General features: G+C 42.3%; 15 protein-coding genes. 13 read left to right on the top strand and 2 right to left on the bottom strand.

Annotation, left to right across the window (positions count from 1 at the left end; all coding sequences use genetic code 11):
- Window positions 1-17: 17 nt before the first annotated feature.
- A complete protein-coding gene (gene nadB / locus I3259_RS15840) occupies window positions 18-1631 on the bottom strand; it encodes an L-aspartate oxidase (protein ID WP_238030567.1) in 1614 nt (537 codons plus the stop codon).
- Window positions 1632-2197: 566 nt separating this feature from the next.
- On the opposite strand from nadB, the gene rpoE reads away from it, so the two are divergent.
- The 11 genes from rpoE (at window position 2198) to acpS (ending at window position 11282) form a co-directional block, all read left to right on the top strand.
- Complete coding sequence (rpoE, locus tag I3259_RS15835; RefSeq protein ID WP_005371428.1) at window positions 2198-2776, top strand: RNA polymerase sigma factor RpoE; 579 nt, start codon at window positions 2198-2200, stop codon at window positions 2774-2776.
- 23 nt (window positions 2777-2799) lie between these two features.
- Window positions 2800-3456: an RseA family anti-sigma factor gene (locus I3259_RS15830; protein ID WP_238030565.1), complete on the top strand. Its 657-nt coding sequence runs from the start codon at window positions 2800-2802 to the stop codon at window positions 3454-3456.
- A complete protein-coding gene (rseB, locus tag I3259_RS15825; protein ID WP_238030564.1) occupies window positions 3456-4448 on the top strand; it encodes a sigma-E factor regulatory protein RseB in 993 nt (330 codons plus the stop codon). The genes I3259_RS15830 and rseB overlap by 1 nt, the downstream gene beginning before the upstream one ends.
- A gap of 2 nt (window positions 4449-4450) precedes the next feature.
- Window positions 4451-4948, top strand: a complete 498-nt coding sequence (locus I3259_RS15820; protein ID WP_238030562.1) for a SoxR reducing system RseC family protein — start codon at window positions 4451-4453, stop codon at window positions 4946-4948.
- A gap of 76 nt (window positions 4949-5024) precedes the next feature.
- Window positions 5025-6821, top strand: a complete 1797-nt coding sequence (gene lepA, locus I3259_RS15815) for a translation elongation factor 4 (protein WP_238030560.1) — start codon at window positions 5025-5027, stop codon at window positions 6819-6821.
- 143 nt (window positions 6822-6964) lie between these two features.
- Window positions 6965-7864 (top strand): signal peptidase I, encoded by a 900-nt coding sequence (gene lepB / locus I3259_RS15810; protein WP_238030559.1) that lies wholly within the window; start codon window positions 6965-6967, stop codon window positions 7862-7864.
- A gap of 10 nt (window positions 7865-7874) precedes the next feature.
- Window positions 7875-8549, top strand: a complete 675-nt coding sequence (rnc, locus tag I3259_RS15805) for a ribonuclease III (RefSeq protein WP_005371443.1) — start codon at window positions 7875-7877, stop codon at window positions 8547-8549.
- Window positions 8546-9451 (top strand): GTPase Era, encoded by a 906-nt coding sequence (gene era / locus I3259_RS15800; protein WP_005371444.1) that lies wholly within the window; start codon window positions 8546-8548, stop codon window positions 9449-9451. Before rnc ends, era begins: the two co-directional genes overlap by 4 nt.
- An 8-nt stretch (window positions 9452-9459) precedes the next feature.
- Window positions 9460-10170 carry a DNA repair protein RecO gene (gene recO / locus I3259_RS15795; RefSeq protein ID WP_238030558.1) on the top strand — a complete coding sequence of 237 codons (711 nt, stop codon included), beginning with the start codon at window positions 9460-9462 and terminating at the stop codon, window positions 10168-10170.
- Window positions 10167-10898 (top strand): pyridoxine 5'-phosphate synthase, encoded by a 732-nt coding sequence (gene pdxJ / locus I3259_RS15790; RefSeq protein ID WP_238030556.1) that lies wholly within the window; start codon window positions 10167-10169, stop codon window positions 10896-10898. Before recO ends, pdxJ begins: the two co-directional genes overlap by 4 nt.
- Window positions 10899-10901: 3 nt before the next feature.
- A complete protein-coding gene (acpS, locus tag I3259_RS15785; RefSeq protein WP_238030554.1) occupies window positions 10902-11282 on the top strand; it encodes a holo-ACP synthase in 381 nt (126 codons plus the stop codon).
- A 99-nt stretch (window positions 11283-11381) separates the two neighbouring features.
- On the opposite strand, the gene barA is transcribed toward acpS, so the two are convergent.
- Window positions 11382-14171 carry a two-component sensor histidine kinase BarA gene (gene barA, locus I3259_RS15780; RefSeq protein WP_238030552.1) on the bottom strand — a complete coding sequence of 930 codons (2790 nt, stop codon included), beginning with the start codon at window positions 14169-14171 and terminating at the stop codon, window positions 11382-11384.
- A gap of 120 nt (window positions 14172-14291) precedes the next feature.
- Here barA and rlmD point away from each other — a divergent pair, with 120 nt between their 5' ends.
- Complete coding sequence (gene rlmD, locus I3259_RS15775) at window positions 14292-15614, top strand: 23S rRNA (uracil(1939)-C(5))-methyltransferase RlmD (protein ID WP_238030550.1); 1323 nt, start codon at window positions 14292-14294, stop codon at window positions 15612-15614.
- A gap of 68 nt (window positions 15615-15682) precedes the next feature.
- Window positions 15683-17917, top strand: coding sequence for a GTP diphosphokinase (relA, locus tag I3259_RS15770; protein WP_238030548.1), 2235 nt, complete (start codon window positions 15683-15685; stop codon window positions 17915-17917).
- Window positions 17918-18208 lie beyond the last annotated feature (291 nt).

The following is an 18208-nucleotide window of genomic DNA, read 5'->3' as shown; positions in this document are numbered from 1 at the left end:
GTCTGTATTTAATTATATCAATTAGTTGGATTTAGCACTGTTGGTTGTGCATTCTCGTCTAGATTTGGGTAATCCAAGGTATAATGAAGACCTCGGCTTTCTTTTCGTTCAATCGCACAACGAATGATTAGCTCTGCGACGAGTACTAAATTTCGCAGTTCTAGCAAGTTATTTGAAACGCGGAAGTTGCTGTAATACTCATCGATTTCACTTTTAAGCAATTCGATACGGTGCATGGCGCGTTCTAAGCGTTTGGTTGAACGCACGATACCGACATAGTCCCACATAAACAGACGTAGTTCGTGCCAATTATGTTGGATCACCACTTCTTCATCTGAGTTGCTTACTTGGCTTTCATCCCAAGTTGGTAACATTGGTGGAGTTGTAACATTGTCCATTTTTGCTTGAATATCTTTTGCCGCTGACCAAGCATAAACCACACACTCTAACAGTGAATTTGATGCCATACGGTTGGCACCATGTAAGCCTGTATAGCTCACTTCACCAATCGCATATAAGCCATCAATATCCGTTTTCCCTTTTTTATCAACCATTACACCACCACAGGTATAGTGAGCGGCTGGCACAATAGGAATAGGCTCTTTTGTGATGTCAATGCCGTAGCTTTGCAGCTTTTCATCGATCGTCGGAAAATGCTTTTTAACAAAATCAGCTGGTTTATGGCTGATGTCGAGATACATACAGTCAGCGCCTAAACGCTTCATTTCATAGTCAATGGCACGGGCAACAATGTCACGAGGAGCAAGCTCTGCTCGCTCGTCAAATTCCGGCATAAAACGAGAGCCATCAGGACGACGTAAATAAGCCCCTTCACCACGCAACGCTTCAGTTAATAAGAAGGTCTGGGCTTCAGGGTGGAATAAGCAGGTTGGATGAAACTGATTGAATTCAAGGTTTGCCACACGACAACCAGCACGCCACGCCATTGCTATACCATCACCGGAAGAAACGTCTGGGTTAGAGGTATATTGATAAACTTTTGAAGCGCCGCCTGTGGCTAGAATAACGAACTTAGCCCTCAGTGTTTCTACCATTTCTTTATCACGGTTCCACACATAAGCGCCTAATACGCGGTTTGATTCGGTATCTGGATTCAGCTTTTTTTCGGTGATTAAATCGAGCGCATTATGGCGTTCTAAAATCGTAATATTAGGATGATTACGAGCTTGATCTTGAAGTGAGGTTTGCATTGCCATGCCAGTAGCATCGGCGGCATGTAATACGCGGCGGTGACTATGACCACCTTCTAATGTCAGGTGGTAGCGAGGATTCCCTTCTTTATCTGATTCTTCACGATCAAATGGAACACCACCATCAATGAGCCATTGCACACAGCTTTTGGCATTTTCGGCAATAAAGCGAACGACTTCTTCATCACATAAATGAGATCCAGCAATCAGCGTATCTTCAACATGAGAATCAATACTGTCGGCCTCATCAAATACCGCAGCTATCCCGCCTTGGGCATAATAGGTTGAGCCTTCACTCAGAGGCCCTTTACATAACACAGTAACATTGGCAGATGATGAAAGGTGTAAGGCTAATGAAAGGCCAGCTGCGCCACTGCCAATAACTAATACGTCGCAATTATGTTGATGAACCTGATTCATACGAGATCTCATATCCTTTTGTTATCTGCCCATATCCTAACAAATCTACACCAAATTAGCATGAAAATTGTACGACAAATAATATTTTATAAACGATTAAGTATTCAAATATATCGCATGATAATTTTTATACCTAGCGTCAACGCGTGAATTAATGGGGATTAAAGGTGAATAACAAAAAAGTTATATCGCGCAATAATCCTAAAAGTTGTTATTAATTTTGCTTTTTTCACGCTGAAAAGCCCGTTAGTATCGTGAATTAAGGTAAGATAGTGTTCATTTAACACACCGTGCATAAGTCACAGTGATATAAAAATAAATATAATAAGCAAAAATTATTTAATGGGCGTAGGAACTTTGCCATTATCCTTCGGTCATAAGTAGTGCTCATGCTCATAAATATTTCATAACTCAATGATTTGTTTAAGGTGACACTCGGCTTATTAGCGTTATTACACCAACAAATTATGATATAGCATTTTGGTAGAGCACTTGACGCAAGTATTTGTGGCTTTATTTAGCTAATGCAATATTGAGTAAAGACAGATATAGGAGTACACGCTCGAATGAGCGAGCAGCAAACTGATCAGGTATTAATTGAGCGAGTACAGCGGGGAGATAAGCAAGCTTTCAACCTTCTGGTTATTAAATACCAGAACAAAGTTTGTAACCTTGTATCACGTTATGTCAGTAATTCTGGTGATGTACCAGATGTGGCGCAAGAGGCGTTTATTAAAGCGTATCGCGCGTTACCAACATTTCGTGGTGAAAGTGCCTTCTATACATGGCTCTACCGAATTGCAGTTAATACTGCAAAAAACTATTTAGTCGCTCAGGGGCGTCGTCCGCCTGCATCTGATGTTGATGCAGAAGATGCGGAATACTATGAAAGTGGTAGTGCGCTGAAAGAAATTTCGAACCCTGAGAACCAAATGTTGTCAGATGAATTAAAGCGGGTTGTTTTTAGCACGATTGAAGCGCTACCAGATGATCTCAAAACCGCAATCTCATTACGCGAACTGGATGGTCTAAGTTATGAGGAAATTGCAGAGGTGATGGGGTGTCCAGTAGGTACAGTTCGCTCTCGTATATTCCGTGCACGTGAGGCGGTTGAAAAACGTATCCGTCCTCTCATGCAGCAATAATGTTGCACCCAACGGTGGAAAAAATGGCTGATAAAGAAAAGATCTCGGCATTACTTGATGGCGAAGAGCTAGATCAGAGCATTATTAATGCGCTGACTGTTGACAAAGAAGATGAGCTGACATGGCGTGACTACACCTTAATTGGTGATGTGTTACGCGGTGATGCTCCGCAATGCAAGGAATGGAATATTGCAGCGAATGTCGCATTAGCGTTAGACGATGAACCTGCCCATTCAGTTGGTCATGCAGAGACACCCGTTGCGGTTGTTGCAGAGCCAATGTCGCAAGCAATTGAAGAGCAACCAACACCATTTAAAGCCAAGCGAACGTTACCCGCATGGCTTACTCAATTTGGCCAAGTGGCCGTTGCTGCTTGTGTCTCTTTAGCAGTTATTGTTGGCGTACAACAATACGATGGTGAAGAGAATAGCTCAGGTTCAACAAGTAATGATGTGCCTGTGCTACAAACGATTCCGTTTACAGGTAAAGCGGAGCCGGTAAGTTTAAATACTAACATGGCAAGCAATACGAACCGTGCACCAACTGAAGCGCAGTTAATGGAGCAACGTCGTCGTATTAATTCTATGTTGCAAGATTATGAGTTGCAATTACGCTTTAATGCGCAAGATGGCAGCCTTGATCACTCTTTACTTAAACAACATAATTCTGTGGCGGATTAATGAAAAAGATTCTGGTCGGTGCGATCGCATTGGTCAGCTTGCTTTTGCCACTCCAAGCCTCTGCTGAAGCTGAAAAGCCTTCGGCAGAGGCTTTGTTGCTTCAAATGGAGCAGGCAAGCCAAGAGCTGAGTTACGAAATCTCTTACATTCGTGTAAAAAAGAACAGTATTGATACCTTACGTTATCGACATGCGCTTGAGGATGGTCAAGGCTATAGCCATTTACTCTTTTTAAGCGGACCTCCTCAGGAAGTTATTCAACGCGGTAATGAAGTTAGCTACTTTGAGCCAGGTCTTGATCCGTTCACTGTGAAAAGTGTGAAAATAGTGGCACCTATCATGCCGCTAATGAAGACCAATATTCAAGAGTTGGCCCATTACTATGATTTCATTTCAATGGGACGCGCACGAGAAGCGGGAGTTACCTGCGATGTTATCCGTATTGCGCCAAAAGACGGTGAGCGTTACTCATATTTAGTATGGGTTGATCAGCTAAGTCACTTAGTTATGCGTGCTGATTTATTAGATCGAAATGGCGATTTATTAGAGCAATTTCGCGCCGTTTCTTATGCGGTGAATCCGAAAGTGGCTGAAATGCTCAGTAAGCTGAAAACGGTGAAACTACCAGAAGTGGTAAAATTACCGGTACAAGAAAAAGCCAATCTTGATTGGAAAGTGTCATGGTTACCTGATGGTTTTAAATTAATTTCAGGTGATCGCCATCGTCTCTTGATGACTGAGCGGCCTGTTGAAAGTCGGATGTACAGTGATGGCTTATTTAGCTTCTCTGTGTATGTGTCTGATATTGATAGCTATGCGTTAAGTGGACAACTGGTTCGTCAAGGCCGCCGAACATTAAGTAATATTGTTAAAGACAATAAAGAAATTACGGTTGTCGGCGATATTCCGCCACCAACGGCAAGACAGATTGCAGAAAGTGTCACTTTCGATAACACTAAAGGGACACCCAATAAGGCAGTAAAAGGTAATTAGTCATGATGCGCACTTTAGCGACGGTGACCGCAGTTGAAAACGGAATGGTGACGGTAAGTTGCCAGCAACAAACAAGCTGTGGTCATTGTGCATCACGTGATAGTTGTGGGACAGGCATTGTGACGAAAGCAATGCCTGGTCGTGTCCATGATGTAAAAATAGCGACACAATCGCCGCTTTCTATCGGGCAGGTCGTTGAAATCGGCTTATCTGAACGAAGTATGTTAAGCTCTGCCTTATTAATCTATATGCTCCCACTGCTTTTTTTACTGTTAGGTAGTGCATTGGGACAATGGGTATTTGTTGATTTAGCCCACAGTAACGAGCTGGGGGTTATCAGTTCTGCTGTTATTGCGACAACGTTAGGATTACTGATTGCACGGCATTATGCCAAACGCTTAGATGGTAATTCAGCATATAAGCCAACCCTTATTCGAGTTCTCGGCGCACCTATTTCATCAGATAAGCTGATAAATGCCGCATCGAAAGATAGCGAGTAGCGTTTAAATTCGGTAGAATCCGACAACTTGATCGTAAGATCCCATTCATTTTAATCACGAGCTAGTCACGCCATTCATGAAGCACATTCGTAACTTTTCGATTATCGCACATATCGACCATGGTAAGTCGACCTTATCCGACCGTCTAATTCAAGTTTGTGGCGGCCTTTCTGATCGAGAAATGGCTGCACAAGTGTTAGATTCTATGGATCTTGAACGCGAACGCGGTATTACTATCAAAGCCCAGAGCGTGACGCTCGATTACACGGCTAAAGATGGTGAAACTTATCAATTAAACTTTATCGATACACCTGGACACGTAGACTTCTCATACGAAGTTTCTCGTTCGCTTGCGGCTTGTGAAGGCGCATTGCTGGTGGTTGATGCGGGTCAGGGCGTTGAAGCTCAGACGCTTGCTAACTGTTACACTGCCATTGAGATGGATTTAGAAGTAGTGCCGATCTTAAATAAGATTGATTTGCCTGCGGCTGAGCCTGAGCGTGTAGCAGAAGAAATTGAAGACATTGTTGGTATCGATGCTATCGATGCTGTTCGCTGTTCAGCGAAAACAGGCTTAGGTGTTGACGATGTTCTTGAAAAGATTGTAGAAGCTATTCCTGCGCCTGAAGGTGATCCAGATGCGCCATTACAAGCGCTGATCATTGACTCATGGTTTGATAACTACTTAGGTGTTGTTTCTTTAGTTCGTATCAAGAACGGTAAACTAAAGAAAAATGACAAGATTAAAGTCATGACCACAGGTCAAATCTGGGGTGTTGACCGATTAGGTATCTTTACACCAAAACAAATTGATACAACCGAACTAAATACTGGTGAAGTTGGTTGGGTTGTTTGTGGTATTAAAGATATTCTTGGCGCACCTGTAGGTGATACCTTAACGCTTGCAAAAGGTGGTTGTGAAACCGCGCTACCGGGCTTTAAGAAAGTGAAACCTCAGGTATATGCAGGCCTATTCCCTGTTTCATCTGATGACTACGAAAACTTCCGTGATGCACTAGGTAAATTAAGCCTGAATGATGCGTCATTGTTCTACGAGCCAGAAAGCTCGTCTGCATTAGGTTTTGGTTTCCGTTGTGGTTTCTTGGGCATGCTTCATATGGAGATTATCCAAGAGCGTCTAGAACGTGAATATGATCTCAACCTGATCACAACAGCACCGACAGTAGTGTATGAAGTGAAGAAAACAGACGGCACAATGTTGTACGTTGATAGCCCAGCTAAACTGCCAGCTGTGAATGATATCGAAATTATGGGTGAGCCAATTGCTCGCTGTAATATTCTGGTACCAAGTGAATACTTAGGTAACGTTATTACCTTATGTATTGAAAAGCGTGGTGTGCAGGTTGATATGGTTTACCACGGCAATCAAGTCGCACTGACTTATGATATTCCGATGTCAGAAGTGGTTCTGGATTTCTTTGATCGCTTGAAGTCAACATCTCGTGGTTATGCATCACTGGATTACAATTTCCAGCGTTACCAAGAATCAGACATGGTACGTGTTGATATTCTTCTTAATGGTGAGCGTGTTGATGCACTTGCTATCATTACTCACAAAGATAACTCACAGTCTCGTGGTCGTGATGTTGTTGAGAAAATGAAAGAGTTCATTCCTCGTCAGATGTTTGATATTGCAATTCAAGCCGCGATTGGTACGCATATTATTGCTCGTTCTACCGTGAAGCAATTACGTAAAAACGTAATCGCTAAGTGTTATGGCGGTGATATTAGTCGTAAGAAGAAACTGTTGCAGAAACAGAAAGAAGGTAAGAAACGTATGAAGCAGATCGGTAACGTAGAACTGCCTCAAGAAGCATTCTTAGCGATTCTTCATGTGGGCAAAGATAAATAATTATCTTTAGCTAGCAAGCTTCAAAAACGATTAGAAAGTGCTTATTTATTAATTAAATGGCACTTTCTTTTACTCTGACGCTCTAAATGGGGCAGAGCAGATCAACATTCTTTTTGTTGGTCGGGTTAAACATAAGGAATAACATGGCAAACACATTTTCTTTGATTCTGGTACTAGCCACGCTAGTAACAGGGATCATTTGGGCACTTGATAAGTTTCTATGGGCACCGAAGCGCCAATTAAAAATAGCTGCAGCAGCAGAGCAATCCGGTGGTCAAGTTGATGCTAAAACGCTAGAAAGTGTTGCGCCACAACCAGCATGGGTTGAATCTGCAAGTTCAATGTTCCCTGTGATTGCGTTGATCATGGTATTCCGCTCTTTTATTTATGAACCTTTTCAAATTCCATCAGAATCAATGTTACCGACCTTATATGTAGGTGATTTCATTCTGGTAGAAAAATTTGCCTATGGCCTACGCGATCCTGTTTTCCACGATAAAATCGTAAATACCGGTGAACCAAAGCGTGGCGATGTAGTGGTGTTTAAATTTCCACCACAACCTAAGATTGATTACATTAAACGTGTTGTTGGCTTACCTGGTGATACGGTTCGTTACAGTGAAGATAAACAACTGTGTATCCAACCGAAAGGCACATCAGTGTGTAAGCCGGTTAAATTAACCGATATGACTGACAGTGACTTTAAACAAGGTATGGCACGTTTAGTCGAGTTTAAAGAACAACTGGGTGATGTTGATCACCATATTTTGATCAACCCATTACGTCGTGATCGCCGTATGGCATACGAACCACGTCCAGGTGTTGGCGAATGGGTTGTACCTGAAGGAAACTATTTTGTTATGGGTGATAACCGTGACAATAGTGCCGACAGTCGTTACTGGGGCTTTGTGCCAGAAGCGAATCTTGTTGGCAAGGCGGTAGCTATTTGGATCAGCTTCGAGTTTGATCGTAAAGCAGATAGTTTACTTCCATCTTGGATCCCTACCGGTGTACGTTTCAACCGTATCGGTAGCATTAAATAATCGAGAGAAAATGACAACTCCAGCGAATAGGCTTCAGCGCAAGCTGGGCTACCAATTTAATAATTGTGAGTTGATGACATTAGCACTGACACACCGCAGTGCTAATGGCACCCACAATGAGCGTCTAGAATTTTTAGGCGACTCTATTTTAAGTTTTGTTATTGCTGATGACTTATATCACCGTTTTCCTTCAGTGGATGAAGGTGATATGAGCCGAATGCGTGCAACATTAGTCCGTGGAAAAACATTGGCAGAGCTAGGTCGTGAATTCGAACTTGGCGACCATTTGTTATTAGGCCCAGGCGAGTTAAAAAGTGGTGGTTTCCGCCGCGATTCAATTCTTGCTGACTGTGTTGAAGCAATCATTGGCGCGATTTATCTAGATAGCGATGTTGAGCAAGTACGTAGTATCGTATTGGCTTGGTATAAAACTCGTCTTGATACGATTGAGCCAGGCATCAATCAAAAAGATCCAAAAACACGTCTTCAAGAGTGTTTACAAGGTCGTCGTTTACCGCTACCTGCATATACTGTAACTAAGGTACAAGGTGAAGCTCATAATCAAGAGTTCACGGTACAATGTGACGTAACAGGTTTGGATAAGCCTGTGATCGGCAAAGGCGGCAGTCGGCGCAAGGCAGAGCAGGCAGCAGCAGAACTTGCACTAAATCAGTTGGAATCATGACAGATAAACAACATTGTGGCTTTATTGCCATTGTTGGTCGACCGAATGTCGGTAAATCAACCTTGCTAAACCGTTTAGTGGGACAGAAGTTATCTATTACTTCTCGTAAACCACAAACCACGCGCCACCGTATTATGGGGGTAGATACACGTGACGGCTATCAAGCTGTTTATGTTGATACTCCAGGATTACACATCGAAGAAAAACGCACAATTAACCGTTTAATGAACCGTGCTGCAAGCAGTTCATTAACCGATGTTGAATTAGTATTGTTTTTAGTTGATGGCACCATGTGGACTGCTGATGATGAGATGGTATTAAACAAGCTGGCGAAGAGCCAGTTACCAACGGTATTGTTAGTGAATAAAGTTGATAACGTAAAAGACAAGCATGAACTATTCCCTCATTTGCAAGAGCTTGCAAGTAAGATGGAATTTGTTGATGTGATTCCGGTATCAGCAAAGCATGGTACAAACATTGATGCAGTAGAGAAAATCGTACGTCAGCACTTACCTGAGTGTGAGTACTACTTCCCTGAAGAATACGTAACTGATCGTTCTCAACGCTTTATGGCCTCTGAAATTATCCGTGAAAAGCTAATGCGTTTTACGGGTGATGAATTGCCATACGCTGTGACAGTTGAAATCGAGCGATTCGATTACAACCCTGAAACAGATGGTTTCGATATCAATGGTTTGATTCTGGTTGAACGTAAAGGCCAGAAGAAAATGGTGATTGGTAAAGGTGGCGATAAAATCAAAGTGATAGGGCGCGAAGCGCGTTTAGACATGGAAGACTTGTTTGAACGTAAAGTTTACCTTGAACTTTGGGTTAAAGTGAAATCAGGTTGGGCAGATGACGAACGTGCACTGCGTAGCCTTGGTTACATCGACGACTTATAAGGGTAGTAATGGAAGGGCTACAGCGTTGTTTTGTCCTTCATTCTCGTCCCTATAGTGAGACGAGCCTGATCCTTGATGTATTTAGCGAGGATCATGGCCGTCTTACTCTTCTTTCTAAAGGCGCTCGTCGTAAGCGTTCTAATCTAAAAGGCACACTCCAACCTTTTACTCCCTTATTTATGAAGTGGAGTGGCAAAGGTGCGATGCCTGTTCTTACTCATGCCGAACCTATCAGTATTGGTTTACCCTTACGTAGCTATATTTTATATTCAGCAATGTATGTAAATGAAATACTGGTACGAGTATTGGGCAACCATACTCCTTATCCACAGTTGTTTCTGGATTATTTGAATGTGCTTCGAGAGCTAGCACAAGCGGATAACCCAGAGCCTGCTTTGCGTCGCTTCGAGCTTTCGTTGCTGCATCATCTAGGCTACGGGATTGATTTTCTTCATTGCGCTGGCAGCGGGTTAGGTGTTGAAGATGATATGACCTATAACTATCGTGAGCAGCAGGGCTTTATTGCCTCAATGAAAATTGGTTTATTAACTTTTCGTGGTAATGAATTAAAAGCCATTGCCGCGAGGCGATTTGAAACCCCTGAGCAGTTGCGCGCAGCAAAACGATTTACAAGGATGGCCTTAAAACCGTATCTTGGTTCTAAGCCATTAAAAAGCCGGGAATTGTTTATCCCGCGAGGAAGGAGAATCGGAACATGAACAACATATTACTTGGTGTGAACATCGATCATATTGCGACATTACGTAATGCTCGAGGTACACGTTACCCAGATCCGGTTCATGCCGCAGAAGTGGCAGAGCGAGCAGGTGCTGATGGCATTACGATTCATTTACGAGAAGATCGTCGCCACATAAATGATCGTGATGTGCGTATTCTACGTGAGACGATCCAAACTCGCATGAATTTAGAAATGGCCGTCACGGATGAAATGGTGGCAATTGCGTTAGAGGTTAAACCTGAATATGTTTGCCTAGTGCCTGAAAAGCGTGAAGAGTTAACCACTGAAGGTGGCTTGGATGTGGCAGGTCAGCTTGAGAAAGTAAAAGCGGCAACAGAAAAACTCACCGCAGCTGGGATCAAAGTGTCTCTGTTTATCGATGCTGATCGCGCGCAAATTGATGCAGCTCATACATGTGGCGCACCGTTTATTGAACTTCATACTGGACAATACGCCGAGGCTACAACTGAAGAAGCACAGTCGGATGAGCTGAAAAAGATTGCAGCAGGCGCAAGTTACGCTCACAATTTGGGTATTAAAGTAAATGCTGGACATGGTTTAACCTATCATAATGTTAAACCGATAGCGGCATTGCCAGAACTTTACGAGCTAAACATTGGTCACTCAATTATGGGGCGAGCGATGTTTGATGGGTTAGAAAAGTCTGTGGCTGATATGCGTTTACTTATGCAAGAAGCGCGTGGCTAACTAATGGCGATTGTCGGTTTAGGGACAGATATTGCTGAAATTGAGCGCGTTGAAAAAGTGTTTGCTCGCTCGGGCGATGCGTTTGCTCTGAAAATACTGTCTCGCTCTGAGCTTGAGCAATTTCAGCAATTAAAACTAAAAGGGCGCTTTTTAGCAAAACGTTTTGCGGTCAAAGAAGCGGCATCAAAAGCACTCGGTACTGGTATTGCGTGCGGCGTCTCTTTTCATGATTTTACCGTTACAAATGATGGGCGTGGTAAGCCATTACTGAGTTTATCAGGTAAAGCCAATGAACTGGCGCGAGCGATGGGAGTGAATCATGTTCATCTTACTATTGCTGATGAGCGTCACTATGCGGTGGCAACGGTCATTTTAGAACGTTAAATCGGTTTTAATTTTTTTGCATGAATAAATAAAAAGCGGTAGATATATTATCTACCGCTTTTTTGATCGTTAGCTTATCTGTTTTAAAACAAAAACAGGTTAGTTTCGATAGTCTTTAGACGCTTTTACGATGTTATCCATTTCATCAATCAGCTCTAATAGCTCTGGTTCAACATCGGCTAAAGTGGCATTAGCTTTAAGTGCGGTTTCAATTTCCAAACATAAATTCTTCAGACGTGGAACACCGCTATAAGCGCAGCTACCGTGTAATTTATGGATAGGTGGCCAGAGTTCAACATCTTTACCATCTAATGCCTCATTTACTAGCATTTCTACTTCTGGCATGAAATCAAGCAGCATTTGTAGCATGTCATGAGCTAAATCAACTTTTCCTGCCGCTTGTTTTAACGCTAAATCCCAATCAAAACTGACGTTGTTATTGCTTGTTACTGGAGCGATATCACTCACTTGTCCTTCAAGCGTTACTGGCGCTCTATTTTCAGGTGATGGGGTTATTTGTGACGCTGTTGGCGCAATCCATTTGGCTAAAATTTGCTGCAGAATATGCTCTTCAATCGGTTTGGTGAGGTAATCATCCATGCCTGCATTAATTAAACGCTCACGCTCTCCCGCCATAGCATGCGCAGTAACAGCAATCACTGGCGTATTATGATTCAATGCGGTGTCATGGATTTTCTGGCAGGCTGTTACACCATCCATTTCAGGCATTTGAATATCCATAAAGATCAAATCAAAGGCTTTATTCTTTGCATACTCGACGGCTTTTTTACCGCCGGTTGCGGTAATGACCGTTTCAACACGTTCGCCAAGCAGAGCTGAAATCAGCTTTAAGTTTGCTGGGTTATCGTCTACTGCCATCACGGTAAGAGGTTGCAGTTTTTCAACAACAGTAGGCAATAGTGGCACTTCTAATTCGCTAAGTTGTTCGTCATCATTGTCACATAACGCTTCAAACAGTTTACGTTGTGCAAGCGGTTTACCTAAGCAGGCATAAACACCGGTTTGAGTGAGTTTTTCTGATAACGCAAGCTCTGTTGTTGGTAAGCAAACTAGCACCTTATCTGCTGTTTGCTCGGCTTTAAATACGTTATTGAGTATGACAGGTAATGGTGGTTGTTCTCCTGGCGACAGACACAGTAAAGCAAAATCATGATGGTCAATATCATCAGGCATGCTTGCTCGGTATGTAACATGTATGCCGGCGAGCATTAAACGTTGCTGAATAACTGATGCTGCTTGCATATTGGCTTCAACCAATAGTAATGACTTACCTTGTAATGAAGTGGTATCAATCGGTTGTGATACAGGTAGGTCCGTTTTGTTCATATGGATTGTGAACCAGAAGGTTGAACCTTGGTGTAAGCGGCTAGTTAAACTGACTTCGCCTCCCATTTGGCTCACCAGTTTCTGGGTGATCACCAAGCCTAATCCTGTGCCGCCATAACGACGAGAAATACTGGCGTCAGCTTGACTAAATGCTTGGAATAATTGCGCTTGTTGACGCTCTGAAATACCAATACCTGTGTCACGGACCATAAACTGTAGGGCGATATTATTATCCACATCGGATTTTAACTCGACAGAGACATCAATATTGCCATGCTCGGTAAACTTAACTGCATTACCAATTAAGTTAGTGACCACTTGCTGAATACGTAATGGATCACCAATTAAACCTGCTGGAATACGATCGTCAATTTTCAGTGTCAGCTCTAGGCCTTTTTCGTGGGCACTTGGCGCCAGTAAACGCATGACTTCATCAAGCGAGTCTGTAAAGTCGAAAGGAATATTTTCCAGTAACAGTTTACCCGCTTCGAGTTTTGAGAAATCGAGAATGTCATTGATGATGGTCAGCAGGTTATTGGCTGAATTCTCAATCGTTAATAAGTAATCTTTCTGGCTAGTATTTAATTTGGTTTTCAGCATTTGTCGGGTAAAGCCAATGACTCCGTTTAGCGGTGTGCGTAGCTCATGAGACATATTGGCTAAAAACTCTGATTTTACCCGAGCCGCTTCCTGCGCACGCTTTTTCGCAATATCTAATTCAACGTTCTGAATTTCTAGCTGCTCTAACGTTTCACGTAAATCGGATGTTGCCTGATCAATGCTCTGTTGCATTTCAATGTGGTATTCCGACAACGAAATTGCCATGGCGTTAATACCGTTTTTCAGGGTATCTAATTCGCCTAACAATCGGCCTTCAATTCGAATATCAAGGTGGCCACGACGTATTCTATCTACCACACTGATCATATGAGAGATCGGTTGTGTCACGTCTTGCATCAAGCGATACGCAAACAGTGATGACAGGGTTAAGCCCAGTAATAACACCATTAAGGCGGTAAACACTTCTTGGTATTGTTGTAGACGTAGCGTACTGAGATCCAGTTCGATAGCGATATAGCCAAGGGCTTTACCGCGAACATCGCTACCAACATTGGTACCAAATTGACCTTCGGTAAGAATTGGTGCACGTAATATTAAGGTGTTATCGGTTAACTGAGTATCTAGTAGCCGCGGAATAGGTTTGCCTTCAGGGTACATGAAGGAATCAAAATTACGATGAAAGTTAGATGTGGCAAAAATATGGTTATGATTATCAAATACCGCAATGCTGCGGATGATGTCGGAATGCTTTCTATGGGTATAACCAATCAACCGACGAATTGCTTCTCGGTTTTTTTCTGTCATGCCGTATTCAGCTGAAATAGCTAAAGGTTCTATGATGCTTGCACCTGTAGAAATCAGCTGATGTTCCAGATCCTGATAACGACTCATGGTGAAAAAAGCGCTTAATAATAAGCCGATTATAAGTGTAGGTGCTAATGTCAGAGTAAATACTCTGGCACGAAGTCCATATCTGGTCATGGTTCTCTTAATTACAAGCAGACAAATCTATGGGAGAATTAGCTCCCATCAGTAGCACTAGATTAAATAATTCGGTGCTATTCGACAAATACTCAATGCCTGAACAGTGAGCAAAATTTTATGGCACGCTTTTTTAAGCCTCAAAAACGTAAAACCGATACCAAGCATAAAGAAATAACCATCAGCCGTTTAGATCATATCGGTGCTGGCATCGGCCATTTGAACAATAAACCCGTTTTCATTGATGGTGCATTACCCGATGAAACCGTTGTTGTACAATTGACGGAAGACAAAAAAAATTATGCCCGAGCTCGCGTGATCAAACGTTTAAAAGACAGCGCTGCGCGTATTAAACCTCATTGTCCAATCTATGACCAGTGTGGCGGTTGTAACTTGCAACATTTATCCCATCAAGGTCAAGTTATCGCCAAACAGCAGGCGTTAAGTGAATTAATGGCGAAATTTGCAATCACAGAAAAAGGCGATGCAACACAGGTTGAGCCTATTGTTGGTCAAAGTGATCATTATCGTCGCTGTGCACGCTTTAGTGTCCGTATGCTACCCAATGGTAAAATGGTCTTTGGCTTTCGCAAAAAGCAGAGTAAAGACATTGTTGATGTCAGTGCTTGTCCTGTGCTTGCAGCCCCACTTAATCAGTTATTACCGCCATTACGTCAATTGTTAAGTAACCTTAAAGGACGTAAGCATATAGGCCATATAGAGCTAGTCAATGCAGATAATGGTCGCGTCTTGTTAATTCGTCATTTGCAGCCATTTAATGACAACGATCTTGCTGCGATTAAAGCTTTCGCTACTGAACATGCATTAATGCTATTTTTAGCGCCATCGTCAGATGAGCTTGACCATGTGTTAGGTGAGCAGCCGTACTACGATATTGACGATGTAAGGCTGACGTTCTCACCAAAAGATTTTATTCAGGTGAATCGAGACGTTAACATTAAAATGGTTGAGCAAGCGATAAATTGGCTTGATGTTCAGCCACAAGATAGGGTGTTAGATTTATTCTGTGGGCTAGGTAATTTCAGCCTTCCACTGGCAAAACAAGCGAAAGCGGTTGTGGGTGTCGAAGGGGTTGATGAAATGGTGGCGCGCGCTACTGCTAATGCGGTGGAAAATAGTCTAGATAATGCAACATTTTATCAAGCAAATTTAGATGACGATGTAACGAAACTAGTGTGGGCGCAAGAGCAATTTGATAAAATTTTATTAGACCCAGCACGAGCAGGGGCTGCTGGTGTGATGCAACATATTGTAAATTTAGCGCCAAGCAAAGTGGTCTATGTATCATGTAATCCAGCGACATTGGCACGTGATAGTCAAATGTTGCTGCAACAAGGGTATAAGTTGGCACGTCTTGGTATGATGGATATGTTCCCTCATACAGGGCATTTAGAATCAATGGCGTTGTTTGTTAAGAGCTAGTCACAATAAAAAAAATAGCAATGTGATGTAAGACAATCATCGGTATTCAGAGAAAACAGGATAGAAACATGGTCGCAGTTCGCGGTGCGCATTTAAAGGAAAATACCACATTTGAGCTTGTCTCGTGGGTCGAAAGTTTACGTCAAGATGCGAAAGTATCGAGTCGGATAGAAGGAACATATCAGCGCTGTATTGAACTTGTCGCTGAACAAGAAAACGGTCCGCTACTGTTGTGGCGTGGTCGTGAACTAGTGGAAATCCTTGTCACCTTGAGTATGGATGCCGATACGCTGATCGCAGCCATGTTATATCCATTAGTGGAAGGCGGTTGTTACAGTCATGAAGCGTTAAAAGATGAATATAGCGGGACAATTTTACATTTAGTTCAAGGTGTTGAACAAATGTGTGCGATCAGCCAGTTAAAATCAACGGCAGAAGAAACCGCGCAAACCGCGCAGGTGGACAATATTCGACGCATGTTACTGTCGATGGTTGATGACTTCCGTTGCGTGGTTATAAAGCTAGCTGAGCGTATCTGTAATTTACGTGAAGTTAAAGATCAGCCAGATGAAGTACGCCGATCTGCAGCGCAAGAATGTGCAAACATTTATGCCCCCTTAGCGAATCGTTTAGGTATTGGTCAGCTTAAGTGGGAAATTGAAGATTATGCTTTCCGCTACCAACACCCTGAAACCTATAAGCAAATCGCTAAGCAGTTATCAGAGCGTCGCATTGATCGTGAAGATTACATCACACACTTTGTTGATGATTTATCAGAAGCAATGCAAGCATCAAATATCCGGGCAGAAGTGCAAGGCCGACCTAAGCATATTTATAGCATTTGGCGAAAAATGCAGAAGAAAAGTTTAGAATTTGATGAACTTTTTGATGTTCGAGCAGTGCGTATTGTTGCTGAAGAGCTACAAGATTGCTACGCCGCACTAGGCGTTGTACATACTAAATATCGTCACCTACCAAAAGAGTTTGATGATTACGTTGCCAACCCAAAACCGAACGGTTATCAGTCGATTCATACCGTAGTACTTGGCCCTGAAGGTAAAACGATTGAAATTCAGATCCGTACTAAACAAATGCATGAAGAGTCTGAGTTAGGGGTTGCTGCGCACTGGAAATACAAAGAGGGTACGGCATCGGGTGGCGCACAAACCGCTTATGATGAGAAAATTAATTGGTTACGTAAACTACTTGCATGGCAAGAAGAAATGTCAGATTCTGGCGAAATGCTAGATGAGCTTCGTAGTCAGGTATTTGATGATCGCGTCTATGCTTTCACACCCAAAGGGGATGTGGTTGATTTGCCATCGAATGCGACACCGCTTGATTTTGCTTATCATATTCACTCAGAAGTGGGTCACCGTTGTATTGGTGCCAAAGTAGAAGGACGTATTGTCCCTTTCACTTATCATCTTCAAATGGGCGATCAAGTTGAGATCATTACTCAAAAAGAGCCGAATCCGTCACGAGATTGGTTAAATCCGAATTTAGGATTTGTTACATCTAGCCGTGCTCGTGCCAAAGTGCATGCATGGTTCCGTAAGCAAGATCGTGATAAGAATATTATTGCGGGTAAAGAGATCTTAGAAGCAGAGCTGGTAAAAATTCATGCAACATTAAAAGATGCGCAGTATTATGCAGCAAAACGTTTTAATGTGAAATCGCCTGAAGAGCTATATGCGGGGATTGGAAGTGGGGATTTACGTATTAATCAGGTGATTAACCATATTAATGCGTTAGTAAATAAACCAACCGCGGAAGAAGAAGATCAGCAACTTTTAGAGAAATTATCAGAGGCGAGCAATAAGCAAGCAACAAGCCATAAAAAACCGCAACGTGATGCTGTTGTTGTTGAAGGAGTTGATAATCTGATGACTCACCTTGCTCGTTGTTGTCAGCCTATTCCTGGCGATGATATTCAAGGTTTTGTTACACAAGGCCGTGGTATTTCTGTTCATCGTATGGATTGCGAGCAGCTTGAAGAGCTTCGCCATCATGCGCCAGAGCGTATTATTGATACGGTTTGGGGCGGCGGTTTTGTCGGTAACTATACAATTACCGTTCGTGTAACTGCTTCTGAGCGTAATGGTTTATTGAAAGAATTAACCAATACTTTAATGAATGAAAAAGTGAAAGTAGCGGGAATGAAAAGCCGAGTCGATTATAAAAAGCAAATGTCAATCATGGACTTTGAACTTGAATTAACAGATTTAGAAGTGTTAGGTCGTGTACTGAAACGCATCGAACAAGTTAAAGATGTCGCTGAGGCTAAACGTTTATACGGTTAATTAACTGATTAAAGATAAAAATTAAGGGAAGCAATATGCTTCCCTTTTTTATTTATACAACATAATGAGTAATAGCAATTATTTAATTCTTTTTTCTTATATAAAATAATTCATTTCTTTATTTTTTAATGATCTAAAACAAGGCTTGATGTTGACTCATATATAATAGGCCGATAGTATTCTATTAACTTAAAAATAAAGACTCAGTATGTATTTATCTCAATTACATAAAATATTACCTGATTACCACCGAGACTCAGCCAAGGTTAATAATTTCTCTGGCATCGGTGG

Origin of the sequence: Photobacterium sp. Ph5 (assembly GCF_022129445.1) — a bacterium.
GTDB lineage: Bacteria > Pseudomonadota > Gammaproteobacteria > Enterobacterales > Vibrionaceae > Photobacterium.
Note: the sequence above shows the minus strand (reverse complement) of the source record. Positions and strands in the feature narration are given on the sequence as shown.

Coding starts and splice junctions, on each gene's coding strand:
- nadB (WP_238030567.1), bottom strand. CDS start 1,631: ATGAATCAGGTTCATCAACATAATTGCGACGTATTAGTTATTGGCAGT.
- rpoE (WP_005371428.1), top strand. CDS start 2,198: ATGAGCGAGCAGCAAACTGATCAGGTATTAATTGAGCGAGTACAGCGG.
- I3259_RS15830 (WP_238030565.1), top strand. CDS start 2,800: ATGGCTGATAAAGAAAAGATCTCGGCATTACTTGATGGCGAAGAGCTA.
- rseB (WP_238030564.1), top strand. CDS start 3,456: ATGAAAAAGATTCTGGTCGGTGCGATCGCATTGGTCAGCTTGCTTTTG.
- I3259_RS15820 (WP_238030562.1), top strand. CDS start 4,451: ATGATGCGCACTTTAGCGACGGTGACCGCAGTTGAAAACGGAATGGTG.
- lepA (WP_238030560.1), top strand. CDS start 5,025: ATGAAGCACATTCGTAACTTTTCGATTATCGCACATATCGACCATGGT.
- lepB (WP_238030559.1), top strand. CDS start 6,965: ATGGCAAACACATTTTCTTTGATTCTGGTACTAGCCACGCTAGTAACA.
- rnc (WP_005371443.1), top strand. CDS start 7,875: ATGACAACTCCAGCGAATAGGCTTCAGCGCAAGCTGGGCTACCAATTT.
- era (WP_005371444.1), top strand. CDS start 8,546: ATGACAGATAAACAACATTGTGGCTTTATTGCCATTGTTGGTCGACCG.
- recO (WP_238030558.1), top strand. CDS start 9,460: ATGGAAGGGCTACAGCGTTGTTTTGTCCTTCATTCTCGTCCCTATAGT.
- pdxJ (WP_238030556.1), top strand. CDS start 10,167: ATGAACAACATATTACTTGGTGTGAACATCGATCATATTGCGACATTA.
- acpS (WP_238030554.1), top strand. CDS start 10,902: ATGGCGATTGTCGGTTTAGGGACAGATATTGCTGAAATTGAGCGCGTT.
- barA (WP_238030552.1), bottom strand. CDS start 14,171: ATGACCAGATATGGACTTCGTGCCAGAGTATTTACTCTGACATTAGCA.
- rlmD (WP_238030550.1), top strand. CDS start 14,292: ATGGCACGCTTTTTTAAGCCTCAAAAACGTAAAACCGATACCAAGCAT.
- relA (WP_238030548.1), top strand. CDS start 15,683: ATGGTCGCAGTTCGCGGTGCGCATTTAAAGGAAAATACCACATTTGAG.